15 protein-coding genes are annotated in these 17,923 nt (G+C 53.5%); 9 read left to right on the top strand and 6 right to left on the bottom strand.

What is annotated here, in order from left to right:
* Positions 1–309: 309 nt before the first annotated feature.
* Positions 310–900, bottom strand: a complete 591-nt coding sequence (cyaB, locus tag LQZ19_RS01055) for a class IV adenylate cyclase (RefSeq protein WP_411045774.1) — start codon at positions 898–900, stop codon at positions 310–312.
* Positions 901–1,165: 265 nt separating this feature from the next.
* Here cyaB and LQZ19_RS01050 point away from each other — a divergent pair, with 265 nt between their 5' ends.
* The 4 genes from LQZ19_RS01050 to LQZ19_RS01035 are packed head-to-tail and all read left to right on the top strand — an operon-like array spanning position 1,166 to position 4,790.
* Complete coding sequence (locus LQZ19_RS01050) at positions 1,166–2,044, top strand: LysM peptidoglycan-binding domain-containing protein (protein ID WP_411045773.1); 879 nt, start codon at positions 1,166–1,168, stop codon at positions 2,042–2,044.
* Between the two features lie 56 nt (positions 2,045–2,100).
* Complete coding sequence (locus LQZ19_RS01045) at positions 2,101–3,159, top strand: sigma-70 family RNA polymerase sigma factor (protein WP_411045772.1); 1,059 nt, start codon at positions 2,101–2,103, stop codon at positions 3,157–3,159.
* Between the two features lie 3 nt (positions 3,160–3,162).
* Complete coding sequence (lipA, locus tag LQZ19_RS01040; protein ID WP_411045771.1) at positions 3,163–4,014, top strand: lipoyl synthase; 852 nt, start codon at positions 3,163–3,165, stop codon at positions 4,012–4,014.
* The gene (locus tag LQZ19_RS01035; protein WP_411045770.1) at positions 4,014–4,790 is read left to right on the top strand and encodes a lipoate--protein ligase family protein; all 777 of its coding nucleotides are present in this window, start codon (positions 4,014–4,016) and stop codon (positions 4,788–4,790) included. Before lipA ends, LQZ19_RS01035 begins: the two co-directional genes overlap by 1 nt.
* Positions 4,791–4,799: 9 nt before the next feature.
* Here the strand turns inward: LQZ19_RS01035 and mutL are convergent, their stop codons facing one another.
* The 5 genes from mutL to LQZ19_RS01010 form a co-directional block, all read right to left on the bottom strand.
* Positions 4,800–6,863, bottom strand: a complete 2,064-nt coding sequence (gene mutL / locus LQZ19_RS01030) for a DNA mismatch repair endonuclease MutL (protein WP_411045769.1) — start codon at positions 6,861–6,863, stop codon at positions 4,800–4,802.
* Positions 6,850–7,083, bottom strand: coding sequence for an exodeoxyribonuclease VII small subunit (gene xseB / locus LQZ19_RS01025; protein ID WP_411045768.1), 234 nt, complete (start codon positions 7,081–7,083; stop codon positions 6,850–6,852). The genes mutL and xseB overlap by 14 nt, the downstream gene beginning before the upstream one ends.
* Positions 7,080–8,300 (bottom strand): exodeoxyribonuclease VII large subunit, encoded by a 1,221-nt coding sequence (gene xseA, locus LQZ19_RS01020; protein WP_411045767.1) that lies wholly within the window; start codon positions 8,298–8,300, stop codon positions 7,080–7,082. The genes xseB and xseA overlap by 4 nt, the downstream gene beginning before the upstream one ends.
* A 468-nt stretch (positions 8,301–8,768) precedes the next feature.
* Positions 8,769–9,785, bottom strand: a complete 1,017-nt coding sequence (locus LQZ19_RS01015; protein ID WP_411045766.1) for a biotin/lipoyl-containing protein — start codon at positions 9,783–9,785, stop codon at positions 8,769–8,771.
* Positions 9,786–9,897: 112 nt separating this feature from the next.
* Complete coding sequence (locus tag LQZ19_RS01010; RefSeq protein ID WP_411045765.1) at positions 9,898–10,908, bottom strand: Fic family protein; 1,011 nt, start codon at positions 10,906–10,908, stop codon at positions 9,898–9,900.
* Between the two features lie 267 nt (positions 10,909–11,175).
* On the opposite strand from LQZ19_RS01010, the gene LQZ19_RS01005 reads away from it, so the two are divergent.
* The 5 genes from LQZ19_RS01005 to LQZ19_RS00985 are packed head-to-tail and all read left to right on the top strand — an operon-like array spanning position 11,176 to position 17,905.
* Positions 11,176–12,714 carry a spiro-SPASM protein gene (locus tag LQZ19_RS01005; protein WP_411045764.1) on the top strand — a complete coding sequence of 513 codons (1,539 nt, stop codon included), beginning with the start codon at positions 11,176–11,178 and terminating at the stop codon, positions 12,712–12,714.
* A gap of 7 nt (positions 12,715–12,721) precedes the next feature.
* Positions 12,722–13,723, top strand: a complete 1,002-nt coding sequence (locus tag LQZ19_RS01000; protein WP_411045763.1) for a hypothetical protein — start codon at positions 12,722–12,724, stop codon at positions 13,721–13,723.
* A complete protein-coding gene (locus tag LQZ19_RS00995) occupies positions 13,720–14,427 on the top strand; it encodes a cytidylyltransferase domain-containing protein (protein WP_411045762.1) in 708 nt (235 codons plus the stop codon). Before LQZ19_RS01000 ends, LQZ19_RS00995 begins: the two co-directional genes overlap by 4 nt.
* Complete coding sequence (locus LQZ19_RS00990) at positions 14,424–16,277, top strand: methyltransferase domain-containing protein (protein ID WP_411045761.1); 1,854 nt, start codon at positions 14,424–14,426, stop codon at positions 16,275–16,277. The genes LQZ19_RS00995 and LQZ19_RS00990 overlap by 4 nt, the downstream gene beginning before the upstream one ends.
* Complete coding sequence (locus LQZ19_RS00985; protein ID WP_411045760.1) at positions 16,247–17,905, top strand: ATP-grasp domain-containing protein; 1,659 nt, start codon at positions 16,247–16,249, stop codon at positions 17,903–17,905. The genes LQZ19_RS00990 and LQZ19_RS00985 overlap by 31 nt, the downstream gene beginning before the upstream one ends.
* The last annotated feature ends 18 nt before the right edge of the window (positions 17,906–17,923 follow it).

The following is a 17,923-nucleotide window of genomic DNA, read 5'->3' as shown; positions in this document are numbered from 1 at the left end:
CGTTTCCTTCCTGACACCCCACTCCGTACTAATTGTAGGTGTGCTTCCGTGCCTCCTAGGCGCATGGCTTCACCGGGCCGGTTCGCCAAATTATGCTTAACTAAGCGCCAAGCGGGTGTTTTTCCCAAACAAAGTTAAGCGCAACAAAGGCCCCCTATGGACCCCCTAGGACGTGGAGAACGCACAACAGGACCAGTTATCGGGGGTGGTGGTGGGAAAGATATGGGGAGGACCCCGAAGGGGAGGGTCCCCATATCTTTCCCAGCCGCCAGGACCCCATACCTCGTATTGTGCGTTCTCGAAACTAAGTTAAGGGGTCCATAGGGGGGAAAGCAGCTCCGAATAGTACCGTTCTTCGATACTGTCCTTGGGTATGCTAAGTTTTTCTAATAGTTCCAGCAGCTGCTTCCGGGCGGCGGCCACGGTTTCGGTCCCGGCGTCATCCGCTAATATTTCCAGCTCTGCGAACCAGCCTAGATTACGATCCGGACCTGAAACTTCGCAGAGTTCTGCGTGTACGTTCCCGTATATCCAGGACCAGCCCTGTTTATGCTTTTGTATCCCCGGTTCAAGTCCCAGCCGTTTCAGGAGCTCCGTGAAAGTATCCCCGCTGGAAACGGCAAATTCCCGCTCGTCGTTTATTTCAATTCCATCCCGGATTTCCTTGGATTTGTAAGTTACCAGGATTTTTTCGTCCTTTTCCGCCCCATCCTGCCAATGCTTTTCCCGGCGTACCCGTACTCCGGATTTGGGAATGCCGCCGGGAACGGAGCCGGCTGTAATCCAGTAGCAATCGTCCTTTTCAAAAGAAAACGGGGCGGATGCCGCCAGAAGGGAAATTCTGTTTTTTAAGGCCTGAGGATCCTTCACATGGGCTTTCACTTCTATTTCTATTGCCATAGATGCTCCTGGTGAGATAATAGAAATTTTAACCGTAAGGGCATAAAAGGCGCACAAGTAAAGCGGTTAATATTCTTTATTATGCTGTTTGTTTAAGATGCAATACTAGTATAACCATATTTTGTTTTTTTTATTGAAAATATTGGTTATTTTTCGTTAAATGGTGAGAGTTTAGTAAAACAAACTTGTACTCGATGTATTTATCGGATATATATTGCAGAGACAGGGTTATAGAAAATGAAAAATTTACCGATAATGGACGAATATGAACTTTCGGTTTCGTTTTTCATGGCTGATTTTAGTGGTCTCGGCGGTTCTGGCAGCTGTTGTTTTTCCAGCGAAGCTTCCCGCGGAAGAGACAATACATGTTGTCCAGGGAGGTGATACCATTTATTCATTGGCTCGTACCTATGGGGTTAACTTCCAGGAGATTCTGAATCTTAACGGAATTGATAATGCAGGGCGAATTCTGGTTGGTCAACGGATCCGTATTCCCGGTACCATATCAGCCTCTTCTGCATTACCCGAGAGTCAAAGTATGGTGGATCACCGGGTTACCCGGGGAGAAACCCTTTACGGTATAGCCCGGCAGTATGGGGTTTCCATGCAAACCCTCCTCATGGCCAATGGACTTTCAGAAAGGTATACCCTGAAAGTAGGGGATCTTTTGCATATCCCCCAAACCGGCTCACCCGGGCCGGTACTTTCCGGACCGGCCCCGATAGTTCCTCCGATAGAAACTATTACGGGGACAGAAGTCCGTTCCACCGTGAGCAGAACCATTGATATATCCGTATCCTGGCCTATCCTTGCCCGGGAAATGGCCTATATGACCGGAAAGTTAAACGGAGTAGTCCTTCTGGGTGAGCGGAATGAACCGGTAAAAAGCTTGACCCAGGGGGTGGTAATATCTGCCGGACCTTATAGGGGATTTGGGAAAGTTACCATAATTCAAGTTACAGGAGGTTATTTGTACGTTTATGGCGGTTGTGAAAGTTTATCCGTAAGAGAGGGCGACCGGGTTAATCCGGGAACAGAATTGGGACGTCTGGGTATGGACGCGCTATCGGAAAAGCCCCAGCTGTTCTTCCTGGTATACAGGAACAATGTTTCGCTTGATCCCGCGGCCGCTCCAAGGAGTTAGATGAATTTTTCACTTTCATTCGAAAAAGATAGCTAAAGCCTTAAAAGGGTGTTATAATGACAAAAACATTACTAAAAACAGGTAAGATAGAGAAGCATGAAAAAAAAGAAGGGGTTGCTTTCCACCTAAGCAATGAGGGGAATAAAAAGAAGATGCAAAATCCCGGATTACAAAAAATAGCCAAAAAATCGAGACCCGTCAAAGAGTCAGATCCCCTGGCGCTCTATTTTAAGCAAATTTCTAAATTTCCCCTCTTAACCGTTCAGGAAGAACAGGGGATAGGCGAAAAAATTGTCAATATCCGCAGCAAGATCCGCGAATTAGAAGACGCCCATGATGGAAAGGAAAAGGATGAGGTCTACAGAATGGAGCGATCCAATCTGGAAGAATCCCTTTTGCGCCATAAAAACCATATGATCAATTCTAATCTGCGGCTGGTGGTTTCCATTGCAAAAAATTACCAGCACCGTGGACTTTCCCTGCTGGATCTAATCGATGAGGGTAATATCGGGCTTATAGAGGCGGTTGAGCGCTTCGATTATACCCGGGGCTGCCGCTTCTCTACCTACGGTACCTGGTGGATTAGGCAGGCCATCATCAAAAGCATTGCCGATAAGGGCCGGGTTATCCGGATCCCCATACATATGTTGAATACCATTAAAAAATGCTATTTTGTTGCGAAACAATTAACCCAGGATCTGGGCCGGGACCCCAGCGATGAAGAACTTTCGGAATATCTGGGCGTCCCCATTAACAAGGTCAAGGAGATTGTCAAACTTTCCCAGGAGACTACCAGTCTGGACACTATTGTCGATGACGGTAACCTTACCCGGCTTGCGGACCTCATTAAAGACGACACCATGCAGGAGCCTTTCGAGATGGTATTCTCCATGACCCTCCAGGAAACCATGGAAGATATCCTCTCTTACCTGTCCGAGCGGGAAATGAAGATCATCCAGCTCCGCTTTGGTCTTGCGGGGGAGGGGCCCCTGACCTTGGAAGAAACCGGCAAGCTTCTGGGCATTACCCGTGAGCGGGTCCGCCAAATCCAGGAAAAGGCTACCTTCAAACTACGGAACCTCAAACAACTCCAGGAATTAAAGGAAAACCCATAGTGTATGAAGCCTGACTGGATCCGGTCCCGGATTCCTGCCGGTGATAGCAGCAAAAAAGTAAGTTTGATCCTGGACAAACACCGCCTCCATACGGTCTGTGACGAGGCTCATTGCCCCAATAAGGGTGAGTGCTGGGGTCTGGGAACCGCTACCTTTATGATCCTGGGGGATATCTGTACCCGGGGCTGCCGTTTCTGCGCCGTAAAAACCGGCCGGGAAGGGCAGCCTCCCCGGGATGCAGAGGGGGCTGAAATCGCGGCTGCCGTGGAAGAACTGGGTTTAAAATACCTGGTCCTGACCTCGGTTGACCGGGACGACCTCCCTGATAGGGGGGCGAATCATTTTGCCGCCTGCATTAGGGCCGTTAAAGAACGGCTGCCGGAAGTAAAGGTCGAAGCCCTCACGCCGGATTATACCGCAGAAGAATTTACCCCCATTGCCGCCGCCGGCCTGGACTTGGCGGCCCATAACGTGGAGACCGTCCGGTCCCTTCAGCATATCCGGGACAGCCGGGCTTCCTTTGACAAAAGCCTTGCCACCCTCAGGGCGGCTAAAGCCCTTGGGTTGGTAACAAAGAGCAGCATACTCCTGGGGCTTGGCGAAAAAAAACAGGAAGTCCTGGAGACCATGGATGAACTCCGCGCTGCGGGGGTGGATATTCTGGTCCTCGGCCAATATCTCAGGCCATCGGAAAAACAAATCCCCCTGGTGGAGTATATTACCCCGGAACAATTCGCCGATTACGGGCGGGAAGGCCGGGAACGGGGCTTTTCCGCGGTGGTATCCGCGCCCCTGGCCCGGACCAGTTACCATGCTCTGGACGCTTGGAAAACTTCGGCAGGGGAAACCGGCTGATGGAACCGGCTGCGGAAACGCCCTATCCCTTCCGGCTCCTGGAGTCTGGTTACCACGACGGGTACTATAACATGGGCCTGGACGAGGCGCTTCTGGAATCGGCTGCCCGGGGCGGTACCCCGTGCCTCAGGCTCTACGGCTGGACCCCCCCGGCGGTGTCCATAGGCTATTTTCAGGGGCTGTGTGAAGAGCTTGACCTGGAGGCCTGTAACAAAAATGGGGTGGATGTGGTCCGCCGTATATCCGGGGGCGGGGCGGTATTTCACCAGGCTGAACTTACCTACAGTATTATTATGCCCGTAACCCATCCCCTGGCGCAGCAGGATTTCAGCGATTTCTACATACGGTTCTGCGGGGGCATCATCGAAGGGCTGAAGCTCCTGGGCCTGGATGCCTTTTTTGCGCCGATCAACGATGTGCTTGTGGGGGGCCGAAAAATCTCCGGCAACGCCCAGACCCGCCGCATGGGCTGCATACTCCAGCATGGAACGGTTCTGCTGGACAACGATGTGGACCTGATGTTCCGCCTCCTCCGGGTCCCCGCAGAAAAACTGAAGGGCAAGCTCATCGACGATGTAAAAAACCGGGTTACCAGTCTCCGGGCGGAGGGCCTGAACAGTAGCTTTGATGAAGCCGCCGCTTCACTGGCGGAGGGTTTCCGCCGTACCCTGAACCTTGCACTGAGCCCGGAAACCCCAAGCGCGGCGGAAGAAACGCGGGCTAAAGAACTGGCTTCTGAAAAATTCGGCTCCGAGGAATGGCTCTTTAAACGATAGCGGGCGGCTTTAGACCCGCTGCACTCCCCGGAATAGATCCTCCCTGCTCACTTCAACCCACAGGGGCCGTCCGTGGGGGCAGCGGGGAATCTTCAAGGCCAGGGCGGCTTCGGCCAGCGCAAGGGCGGCGGTATCATCCAGGTAGTCCCCGTCCTTTATTGCGCCATGACAGGAAAGGGTGGCGGCCCAGTGTTCCGCCATGTTTTTCCCCGCAGTTTTTAGTTTAAGTATCTCATCCAGGGTCTCGCCGTCCCCCAATTGCCAGCCCGCGGGCAGGGCTTCGATGATCCAGCTGCCGTCAGTATCACTGTTTATGATGATCCCCAGTTTTTTCAGTTCCTCCCGCTTGGAGGCAAGGAACATATCGTCCTCTTCGCTTTCCGTGGAGAATGGTATGGGTACCAGTAGTTCCTGTGTGGGTATGGGCTTGCTGAGGAAATGGTCGTAGAGGATACGCTCATGGGCGGCGTGCTGGTCGATGATGAAAAGCCGTTCCCCCAATTCCGCCAGGATAAAAAGCTTAAAAATCCGCCCCGCAAGCCGCAGTTTTACTACCCCATTTGAACCGTAGGCCGGCGGCCCGGGTTCCGCCGCGTACAGCGGAGCTACGCTCCCCGCCATCCCCTCTGAATCGCCGGCGCCGGGCGCCGCGTACAGCGAAGTTTCCCGCGCCGTATCCCCCAGTCCGCGGCCGGGCAGGGGGCTGAAAACCGGCGGTGTTTCCAGCAACGCTTCCAAGGCCATGGATGCAGCGTTTGCCCCATACGCAGCGTTCGCCGCAGAAGCGGTGTTCGCCCCATAAGCGGCGTTGCCGGGCGTCGATCTGCCGAAAAAGCCTGCCCCGGCCGACGGCGTTGCCGATTCATAGGGTAGGGCGAATTGGCGGGGCTGGTTTCCCTCCCTGTCTCGGGCGGTCAGGCCGCTATTGGCTGCAAGGTCGCTATTCGCTGCAAGGCCGTTATTGGCGGTAAGGCCGCTATTCGCGGCCAGGTTACTGTGGTGCAGGAAATTCCGCAGCGTAGAAGTTATACAATGATGGATGACGCCGGGGTCTTTAAACCGAACTTCCCGTTTTGCCGGATGGATATTGAAATCCACCAGGGAAGGATCGATGTCAATATACACCGCGCCTATCGGGTGTGTTCCGTTAGGGAACCATCCCTGGGTTCCGTATTCCAGGGCTTGGAGCATTGAATAATCGTGGATCCTTCTGCCGTTCGCAAAGATATACTGATGCCGCCGGTCACTGCGGAATAATTCCGGACCGCCAACTACGACTGTAACTTTAAACCCTTCGCCCTGGGCATTGATCTCATGGAGGAAGGGGCCCTCCTGCTTTTCCAGTAGGGCGTCGGCGAACCGTTCCTTCAGGCTTGAAACTGCCTGGAGGTAGAGTTTGAGGTTTCCATCCTGGGTAAACCGGAAGTTCAGGGGATAAAAGGCCAGAGCTTTTTCAATAAATATTTGCCTGCAAAGGGCGGCTTCACTCCCTTCCCGTTTAAGGAACCGTTTACGGGCGGGGATGGTATCGAACAGCCCCAGGGCGCGGACACTGGTTCCCTTGGCCCGGCGGAACTGCTCTATCCGGTACTCGTCGGACTGAAGTCCGTCGCCGGACGCTTGTTCGTTGCCGACGCCATGTCTGCTCCCGGCAGGGCCGACCGTGAGCCGCCACGCCTCCCGGCCATCGGTACTGCTGAGGATTTCCAGCCGGGAAACCGCCGCCGCAGCCGCCAGCGCCTCCCCCCGAAAACCAAGGGTCTCCGCCGTGTTCAGGTCTTCCAGGGAGCGGATCTTACTGGTGGCATGGGTCTGCCAGCACAGAACCAGATCCTCCCGTTCCATACCGTTCCCGTTGTCCAGAACCTCGGTACGCCGTATCCCCCCGCCGTCAATGAGGAGCTCGATGGTGGTTCCCCCGGCGTCAATGGCATTGTCAAGAAATTCCCGGACCAAAGCGGCGGGCCGATCCACCACCTCTCCGGCGGCAATCTTCCGCGCCTCCTCCGGGGGAAGCAGACGGATATGGGTATCCTGGCCGCCAAAACTATCGGCCATATTAGCCTTCGTCATCAAAGAGACCCAGTTCCGGCCGGGCCTCGGGCTTTTCCTCAGGGCCGTTCATCAGTATCTCGATGCGGCTCTCTACTTTTTCCAGGTCCTTCTCCAGGGTTCGCGCCAGCTTGATCCCCTCCTCAAAGGCTTTAAGGGCATCGTCCAGGGGAATATCCGGCTTGCGTATCGCCTCGCCCAGTTCTTCCAGCCGTTCCAGCCGTTCTTCAAAGTTTTTCATGTATCCTCCAACACCGGAACTTCTACCGTTTCGGTAGTCGCGGTGATAATCCCCTCCAGGGGACGTATGATAAGCCGCTCGCCGCTCTTGGTTTCCCTGGCATGGCGCAGTACCTTCCCGGTTTTCTCCCGGAGTACCACCGAAAATCCCCGTTCCAGAATGGCCTTGGGATTGGCCGCCTCGATGTTTACCCGGGCCAGCTCAAGGCGGCGGCGCATATCACTAATCCTTTCGGATAGGTTTTCAAGCAGGGCTTCCTTGGCATCGTCAAAGCGCACCAGCCTGGGCTGGAGTATCCCCCTGAACCGGTATTCCAAATCCTCTATGCCGAAGGGCTTGATCAGAAGCCGCGCCCTATCAAGCCGGGCATCCATGGTTTCCCGCAGGATTTCTCCGGCCCGCCGCACCTGCTCCAAAATCTCCGCCCGGTTGGCGCTGACCAGTTCCGCCGCTGCGGAAGGGGTAGGGGCCCGAAGGTCCGCCGCAAAATCCGAAAGCGCCCAGTCTATCTCGTGCCCCACGGCGCTTACCACGGGAATCTCCGATGCCGCAATAGCCCTCACCACCGCTTCCTCCGAAAAAGGCAGCAGGTCCTCCAGGGAACCACCGCCCCGGCCTACGATAAGCACATCCGCCAGCTTCCATTGGTTGGCCTGTTCAATACGCCGGGCAATAATGGCCGCCGCTTCATTCCCCTGGACCGGCGCGGGAAGGACGACCACCCCAATACCCCCGGCCCGCCTGGCCAGTATGTTGAGTATATCCCGCAGCGCCGCCCCGGTAGGGGAGCTTACCACCCCAACCACCCGGGGAAAGCGTGGAATAGGCTTTTTCCGGTCCTCGTCAAAGAGCCCCTCTGCAGCCAGTGCCCGTTTCCGCTTTTCCAGCAGGGCGAGGATATCCCCGGCGCCGGCCTCTTCCATCTCCTCGCAGATGATCTGATAGCTCCCCCGCTGTGCATACACCGAAATATGCCCATGCACCCGCAGGAGCATCCCGTCCCGGGGCTCAAAGCCCAGGTTCCGAAATTGGTTTTTAAACATCACCGCGGAAATAGCCGCCCCCGAATCCTTCAGGGTAAAGTAGAGGTGCCCCGTACTGGAGGGCCGGCAGTTGGAAAGCTCCCCCTCCACAATTACCGGACCAAAGGCGTTTTCCAATGTCGCCCGGATCTGGTCGGTGAGTTCCGATACGGTTAATTTACGGGAGCCATCCATAGGGGCTAGTATAGCAAGGGAAAAGGGAATTAGGAAGTGGGATGGTGAAGAGGAATGAGCGGCCTGGGTCCTAACTCCTCATTCCTGGTTAAAAAGAGCGCACCGCGCGAACCGTATGGGTTTTATGCTCATGGGTATAACTGATGCCCTGCGAACCATCGCTGAATCTCTGTACCCACACGCCATAATGTAGGTGGAAGCCGCCCGAATGGCGGTGTCTAACTCGTCTGCGGAGACGGGACCCGGGTAGCTGCCGCAGGCCGAAATAAGGGCACAGATCAAGAGCGCTTCAACCGTCACGTAAAAAAACCGCATCATTATGTTGTTCATACAAACCCCGTTTAATCTGCATAAGCTAAGGATATATTAGCTGCCGATCAGGTCGACGTATACCGTTCCGGCTTTATACGCGGAAACTTCGTTGCAAATGGCGCCGCTTATTTGTCCGGCATGTTGGGCACTTACAACTCAGCCGATTTCGGCTATGGGTTGTTGAGCAGCAACTTGTGTTCCTGCTGCAACCAGAAAGTGAACTTTGCCGTTATCAAGGGCCTTAATTTCAAGCTCCATTCTCATGGATTCAAGTATTAGTACAGTATCGCCGGATTTAACTTCGGCGCCATTATCTACTACATAACGCAGAACCGTTCCTGCTACAGGGGCTGGAATTACCACACTGCGAGGAACATTGGCCAGTGGTTGACGGCTTGCCATTTGTGTAACAGCGGCTTTTAGTTCCCGCATTCTTGATGCCGTCGCGATTGGTATATAGATGTCACTTAAAAAGGCTCTTGTTTTGGGCGGGAAATTATCAACTTCATTACCTGCATTACTTACTGGTATTACTATCAACCATAGCAAAGCAGAAATAACCACACCAATAATACCTGGCTTAAAAGTGTGCCCGGTATAAATTCCCAGCACAAATCCGCCAATCATAACCATAACGGCAGCCATATACATTCCTGTGATTAGTACCCTTTTTGATTTTTTTCTTGGTACAATACTACCACTAGACAAAAAAAGCAAACAAGAAACAATACCGGTAATAATACCGGAGAACCAATGGCTAAATATAAAACCGCTGATAATTACGGCAAGCCCAAGCAAAAACCCTACAACTGCCATGGGATAGCCGCTTTCTTTCCTTTTTTGCCTTTCTTGTTCATCCTTTTCAAGTCTTACAATGGCTTCTTCTTCTGAAAGATTTTTGTCGCCATAATAAACCCGGAGACTATCAATGCTCTCTTCGTATTCATTTTTTTGACTAAGTTCCCGGTCCGAAAAACCTTGACCATATTTCTCTTTGAGAAACGCACTATACGCTGCTTCTTTTTCCCGAGACCACTGCCTTTCAGCAGCCACTGCCGCGTCTATGCGTGCCCGGGTAGCCGCACGCGCCGCAGGTGAATTGGAATCCTGCTGCACACTGCCAATTCTATTACCCTTCTCGTCACGAATTACCAAAATTTCATCGTCTGTCATAGATTTCTCCGTTTTTTACCCCTATTATGTTCACCGTACAAGCGGGAATTGCTTATTTACATAATCCCGGCCAACGCCACCCCGAAGGGTAGTATAGCAAGGGGAGGGGGAATTAGGAAGTGGGCAGGGTTCCCGCATTCACTTGCCAGGAGCCGGATTTATCCGAACCGACACGAACAAGGATGCCATGCTCACGCAATTCCTTGATATACCGCTCAATAGTTCTCGGAGAGCGGTTCAGCAAAGCGGCAAGTTCCTGTGCCGTAAGCGTAGGTTGTTTTTTCAGTTTCTCGATAATATCAAATTTTACACCGACATTTACACCGACATTTACACCGACATCTGCGATGGTTTCTGTGGCAATATCAACGTACTTGTACAGCGAATTTTCAATCGCATCAAGCATAAAATCAATGAAAGGCCGGCAATCATCGTTCTTATTATGCGAATCTTGCAGCGCTTTATAGTATAATGCCTGATTATAATGCACAAGCGTTTCTACGGGCATCCAGGCGAATAGCGGATTCCACTTTGATAGTACGAGAGTTTGCCAGAGCCGCCCGATTCTGCCATTGCCGTCACGGAACGGGTGAATATGCTCCAACATAAAGTGGACGGCAGAACTTTTAATGAGGGGGTGGGCTTTGCTGTTGTTTCCCCATTCAAGCAATTCTTTCACCAAATACGGAACGTTTGCCGGAGCTGCGCCGCGATGCATAACTGCGCCATCGCTACGAACCACAGCGACGTCAACGGTGCGAAACACTCCGGACTCCCCAATTAATTTATTAGTCATAAATGCGTGAGCTTCTAACAGATCATCAACATTCCACGGGTCAAACCGCGGAAGTTCGTTATAGGCTTGCCATGCGTTCTGCACTTCCTTAATGTCTTTCTGCGGACCCCACACGGGAATACCGTTGATAACGTCAGTAACCTGTCCGAGTGTCAGCCGGTTACCCTCAATAGCCGTTGACGCATGAATTGACATAATTCGGTTTAGCCTACGTAGGCGCAGCACATCGCCGGATTGTTCTTCACTGATTTTTACCCGTTCAAGCAAGGCGTGAATGCCGCCTATTTTTTCGTGCCATAGCGGTGATTCGGTGTAGACATTATTCATCGGGCGGTATTTCCTTGTATTGTAAACACTAAATGAATTTTATAAGCAAAATACCAATTTGTAAAGTGTTCAGCACCCACTACAATAGGGCTATTGCATTTACTTTTTGATCACCCGTATTCCCTTAATTATTTCTGCGCCTTCGTCGCCTTCGCGGTTAAATTTCTTCAAATTGCGGTAGTTTCTCAGCGATTGGAAAGTAAATCCTTTTGCCCTGCCCATTATGGGGTTTTGCCTATCCCCGGAATTACCGATATATTAAATAGTATGAAAGCTCTCACGGTTCTGTTTGGCGCTTGCCTGTCTCCGGAAGCCCTTGACCCGGTTTTTAACGGCAAAAATGCCCTCACCCTGGCCTTTGAACAGGCCCGGCGGTTTCCCGGTACGGAAAGGATACTCTTCCTGGGGCTTACGGGGGAGGATTCTTCCCTGCCCCCGGATATTACCGGGGTTTACAAACCTTCGTGGACGCGAAAAAGTCTTCTGGAAGAAATTTCCCAGCAATCCGCAGGCTTTGACCTCAGCTACTTTGCCTGGGCGGATTGCCCGCTGCTGGACCCGGTTCTGGCGGGGAGTATTGCGGAGCGGCATCTGCGCTACGGGGCGGAATATTCCTATGCCGATGGCTGGCCCTATGGCCTTGCGCCGGAACTGCTTGCCCCGGGAACTGCGGGGATCCTGGCTAAGATAGTTGGCGACGATGACGGGCCGGTGGAACGGGACGCCCTCTTTCAGGTGATACAAAAGGATATCAATGCCTTTGATATAGAAACGGAGATTTCTTCTATAGATTTGCGGGTCCACCGTTTAAGCCTTACGGCAGATTCCCGGCGTAACATGCTCCTCCTCTCCCGGCTCATGGAAGCGGGGCTTTCCTCTGCGGCGGACGCTGAGCGGATCATCCCCGCCCACCCTGAATTACTGCGGACCCTCCCGGCGTTTTATGCGGTCCAGGTGGCCGGGCCCTGTCCCCAGACTTGTTCCATCTGCCCCTACCCGAAATTCGGCGCGCCGAAGGACTTCCTGGAACCACGCTTGTTCACCGGACTTCTCGACAAAATCAGCGCCTTTTCCGGCGATGCGGTTATCGATATATCCCTCTGGGGAGAGCTTTCCCTTCATCCTCAAAAGGAGGAACTTATCGCCGCGATCCTTGACCGGCCTGGTCTTTCTTGTGTCATCGAAACTTCCGGCCTGGGCTGGAAAAAGACGGAGCTTGAAGCCCTGGCGCTTGCTGCTTCACGGGCAGCGCCGGGGAGGAAAAATATGGCCCCCCTGTCCTGGATTGTGTCCCTGGACGCGGCGGACAGCAAGCGGTACCGGGAAATCCGGGGGCCGGGCTTTACGGAAGCTGTGGAATGTGCGAAAAATCTGATGGCCCTCTTCCCGGAGAGCAGCTATGTTCAGGCGATCCGCATTAAAGGCGCTGAGGATGACATTGAACAGTTCTACCGGTTCTGGAAAGACGCGGGGGCACAGATAATCATCCAGAAGTATGATGATTTTTGCGGCGCCATGCCCAAATTGCAGGCTTCGGATCTTTCCCCGGTGCAGCGCCGCCCCTGCTGGCATCTCATGCGGGATATGGCTATCCTCATGGATGGGCGGGTTCCCCTGTGCCGGGAAACGCTGAACGGCGGGGAAACGCTGGGTAATGCCTTTACGGAAAACCTGGAAACCATCTGGGAGCAGGGCGTACGCTTCTACCGGGAACAATGCTCTTTTCAAGAGGGCGCCGATAGTAATACTAATCAATACAAAGGTCCTTGCGCGGGGTGTGATGAATACTATACCTACAATTTTTAATGAAACCATGCCATCATATACCGCCGTGGGAGGCGCTCTTCGCGGCGCCTCTACGGGAGTTTCGGCTATACTCCTCAATCGCGGGGGACGGTATCCCCGGCGTACTCTTTTTACGGAACTTGAAAAAGCGGGCTTTGATTGTGTTATTTCCCTTGAAGGACCCAATGACCGTTACGATCTGGAGGAGCTTTCCGATCGTTTTCCCTTTGTACGATTTATAATTCTAAAAGATACTATCAATTCCGGAGAACAGATCAACCTGGCGGTAAGAGAAATAGAAAGTCCCCTATTTTTTGTTCTCTGGAATGATCTTCGTATTCTCTATGGCGGAGACGCCGCCAAAATCTCCGCCTGGTTCCGGCTTTCCGGGGAAGAATTGCTCAAGTCAGCTCCCGGGAACAGTCCCATACGGCGGCTTTGTACGGTACCGGTTATCCAGAATTCCGATCTGGAGACCTTGCCAACCCTTACCACCCCGGCATTGTATCGTTCAAAACTATTCTGGAAGTTTCGGAACGCGGTTAAGACTTTGCATTTCTCGCCCCAAATAGAAGCTCAGCCTTCTCTCTATCCCTTTGATGGGGTGGGCATTTACGATCGGGAACGATTCATCCGGATGGGAGGATTTGACGGGACGCTTAAAAATCCTTATTGGCAACTTATGGATTTCGGGTTTCGTTCCCATTTGTGGGGGGAGGAGATCCGGGGTACCCAACTGGTTCGACTGTCTTACGAAGGAGAAGCGGAACCGGAGGATACCTCCGCAGACGCCGGATATCGCCGCTTCTACCTCCGTAACGTAGCTCCGGTTTTTCGGAAAGATTCCGCCCATATCCCCCTGCGGCTTTTCCCATCCTACTTTTGTAAGACCGGCGGAGACCCCGTTGCGGCATGGGAAGAATTTCGGGAAAACAGGCAGTGGGTAAGCGCTAATGGCCGCCGGTTTAAACGGGATGTCCGTATCCTTACCGGCCTATGGGAACAAGCAACAGGGGATTCCGAGCCGTGACCGCCCTTATTCTTCAGGGGCGCCTTGATTCCTCAAGGCTTCCCAATAAAGCTCTGCTTCCCCTTGGAGAAAAGCCCATGCTCCTGCGGGTTATGGAAGCTGCAAAAATGATCCCCGCGGATCTCCACATCCTGGCCTGTCCCGATGACAGCCTTACCGCCTTTGAACCCCTGGCTGCATCCGCCGGGTTTGAGCTCATAGGCGGACCCAAGTCCGATGTACTCCGCCGCTATTGTATAGCCATCCGCCATTATTCCGTAGACTGGGTGATCAGAGCCACCGGCGATAATCCCTTTGTTTTTGCCGATGCCGCCGCCGCTTTGCTGCGGGAAACCCAAGCGGTCGACGCCGACTATGCGGGTTACGCCGCTTTGCCCTACGGCGCGGGGGTTGAAGTTGTCAGGGCCCGCGCTCTTTTACAGGCCGGGGAAGAAGCGGCTTCCGAAGCGGAGCGTGAACACGTCTGCCCCTTCCTCTACAATCATTCCGAACGCTTTCTTCTCCACCGCCCCCTGGCGCCCCGGATCTGGCAGGGACCGGAGATTAGGCTTACGGTGGACACCGCAGCAGACTATGCGCAGTCCCAACAATTATACTGCGTTTTATCGTCCATACCCATGGATAAGCGAAACAAAGGCGAAGTGATTATTTCTGTGTTTAGAGAAACATTTAATGATACTATTTTTAAAGCGGTTCACCGGTGACAGCCGGATCTCTTCTGGTTGTTCCGGCGATTGAAAAGAACCGCGGCGGGGGGCATCTCGTCCGGGGAGCCGCCCTGGTCCGCTCCCTCCGCAGGGCCGGACGGGAGGCTTTTCTCTTTTTGCCCGAAGACCATAATCGGGAACTGCTTGGGATAGCCGGTCTAAACGATGTATCCTGGATACGCTGGGAGGATCCGCGTAAAACCCCGGGGCCGGAAGAAGGATGGGACTTTATTATCCTTGACAAATTCCGGACAAGTCCCGAAGAAGCCGCTTCCTGGTCGGCCCTGGCGCCCCTGGTCGGCATCGATGAGGGCGGCTCGTACCGGAGGAGTTTCGATTTTCTCATTGATATTCTTCCTAACCTTTATACGCGCCGGGTAGATCTCCCCAATATCACCGCCCCATCCATGATACCCCTGCCTGTTAATCGCCGGCCTTCATTTCATAAAAAGGGCAGCCCCTTACGGGTGCTTATCAGCTTCGGCGCCGAGGATACCGCAGGCCTTAGTTTTCCTGCGGCCATGGCCTTAGTAAAAAGTTCCCGCGAAGATGATCTTGAAATCACCCTTATTGCCACAACGCAGTTTCCCGCGAAAGCGTTCAGGGCTTTTTCAAATGTTATCTTTATTCCAAAGGGAATTCCGGAACTCCGGGAACATCTGGCGGAATATGATCTTCTTATCACCCATTTCGGCCTCTGCGCCTTTGAAGCTATCCATGCCCGCCTTCCGGTGCTGCTGGTTTCCCCCGGGGGCTACCACGAAAAGCTGGCCCGTCATGCAGGTTTTTTTTCCGCCGGAACCGGTCCCGCCGCCGCCGGACGTATCGGACAATTCCTTTCCGATACAAATTTTCTTAACTCCCTGGCCGGGCGCTGCGAAAACATCGCTTCCCGGTATAGCCTGGATACAGTTCCCGGACAGGAACTGGGGGATCTTCTGGCAGGCTTCACCCGTTCCCGGGACTATGCGGGGAGCGCCGTTACAAGCTGCCCCGCCTGCGGCGCTCCCGGCAGCCGGGAAACCCAGGCCCGCTTTCCCGGCCGTACATACCGGCGCTGCGGGCGCTGCGGCATGATCCATATGTTCCGATCTTCCCCGCCGGCAATAGAATATGAAACCGATTACTTTTTTGGCTTTTATAAAAAACAGTACGGAAAAACGTATCTCGAAGATTTTCCCAACCTAATCATGGCCGGGAAAAAACGACTCTCCCTTATTAAACACATCCTTGGTAACAGGGCAGGGCAGGGCGGTGCAGGAAGGCTTTTGGACATAGGTTGCGCCTACGGTCCTTTTTTAAGCGCCGCCCGTGGGGAAGGATTTTCCCCCCAGGGTATCGATCCTGCGGCGGACGCGGTTCATTATGTCAGGGAAGAGTTGGGAATACCCGCCCAGGTTGGATTTTTTCCGGACCCATCCCTGCAGGAATCGGAAGACGATGGAAGCTTTGGGGTAATTACCCTTTGGTATGTGATCGAACACTTTGCGGATCTCCCTCCGGTATTGGGGGAAATTAACCGGCTCCTTAAAAAGGGAGGGGTACTCGCCTTTTCGACCCCCTCCTTTTCGGGTATTTCGGGAAAAAAATCTCCGGAAACTTTTCTTGAAAACAGTCCACAGGATCATTGGACGGTATGGAGCCCCGGTATATGCAGGAAGCTCCTGGCAAGGTATGGGTTTAAGCTGAAAAAGATACAGGTTACCGGCCATCACCCCGAGCGATTTCCCCTGGGGAACAGGTTCAGGAAGGGAGGGTTCATCTGGAATCTTCTATTATATCTGAGCCGTCTTTTTGGCCTGGGAGATACCTTTGAATGTTACGCAATAAAAGTGAGGTTACCATGAAGGCTGAATTTTCAGGGAAACGGCTTTTGATCCTCGGCGCAGGGATTATGCAGGGGCCTGCCATATCTATAGCCAAGGACATGGGGCTTTATACGGTTGTGGTAGATGCTGATCCCCGGGCGCCTGAGGCAGCCAAGGCGGATCGTTTTGAGTGTATCGATCTTAAGGACAAGGAGGGTATCCAAGCCCTGGGCGCTAAGCTGCAATCCGACGGAGGTCTGGCTGGGGTTATGACCGCGGGAACCGATTTTTCCGCCACCGTAGCCTGGGTCGCGGAAAAACTGGGGCTTCCCGGCATTCCATACGCTGCGGCCCTCAATGCTTCTAACAAAGACCGGATGCGTCGCTGTTTTGCAGCTGCCGGAGTTCCATCACCTCAATTTACCACCTTCACCACGAAATCCCTGGGTAGAGCCCCCAAAAAACTCCCCTTCGATTTTCCTGTGGTGGTAAAACCGGTGGATAATATGGGAGGCCGGGGTTGCCGCCGGGTAAATTCGTCAAAGGAATTAGCCGATGCCCTTCCGGAAACCCTGGAATTCTCCCGGTCCGGCAAGGCTATTGTGGAGGAATTCATGGATGGCCCTGAATTTTCTGTGGACGCCATTGTTAATAATGAAAAAATCATGGTCTGTGGTTTTGCGGATCGTCATATCTTTTTTCCCCCCTATTTTATTGAGATGGGTCATACCATGCCGAGCGCCCAAGACAGCGCCGTTATTCAATCGATCCTGGAAGTTTTTTTTGCAGGGGTACGTTCCCTGGGCATTAGCGCCGGATACGGCGCCGCCAAGGGGGACCTGAAGCTCACCCCCCGGGGCCCCATGATTGGGGAAATTGCCGCCCGTCTTTCAGGCGGTTATATGTCCGGCTGGACCTATCCCTACGCCTCGGGTGTAGAAGTAACCCGGGGAGCCATACTCGCCGCCCTGGGCCATCCCTGGTCGCCCGGGCCGGACCGGAACCGGACCAGCGCCGAGCGCGCCTTTATCTCCATCCCCGGCAAGGTCCGTTCCATCCATGGTCTGGACCAGGCCCGTAAAACCAGGTACGTAAAAAATGTTTTCCTCCGTATAGCGGAGGGCAGCCCGGTCCGCTTCCCGGAAAACAACGTCACCAAGTGCGGCAACATCATCAGCGCCGCCCCTTCCCGGAACGATGCGGTAAACGCCGCGGAAAAAGCCGCCCGGAAGATACTGATCCGTCTCGCCGTAAACCAGAAAGAAACCGATGCTTTCCTCGCCCCACGTGCCGGGGCCTTCCCTCCGGACGCATTTAGTCTCCCGGCGGATACCCATGCCGCCCTGAAATCGCTCCCGGTACAGCCTATTCCGAATCTCCTCCGCTCATCTGCCGGTGAATTGTCTCGTATTGGAATCTACCCTTTCCCGGAATTTACGGAATGCAAAATACGGGATTACGCCGGAAGAACCCCCCGGGAAAGCCTTGAGATAATACGGGTCATAACCGGACTGGCTCTGCCGATAATGGAAGGAGAAATCCAAGGGATAGTCCTGGATCGCAATTTTTGGAACGCCCTGATTCGGGGGGGCTATCAGGGAGGAATTTATTTTATCGATACCCTCCTTAAGAAATTGAATAAAAAACGAGGACAGAACAACCAATGAGTAGGCGAATTCATCAGC

The sequence above is a fragment of the Treponema primitia genome (genome assembly GCF_046533075.1).
GTDB classification, from domain to species: Bacteria; Spirochaetota; Spirochaetia; order Treponematales; family Breznakiellaceae; genus Termitinema; species Termitinema primitia_B.
The sequence above is the reverse complement of the archived record's forward strand: the minus strand, read 5'-3'. Positions and strand labels throughout refer to the sequence as shown.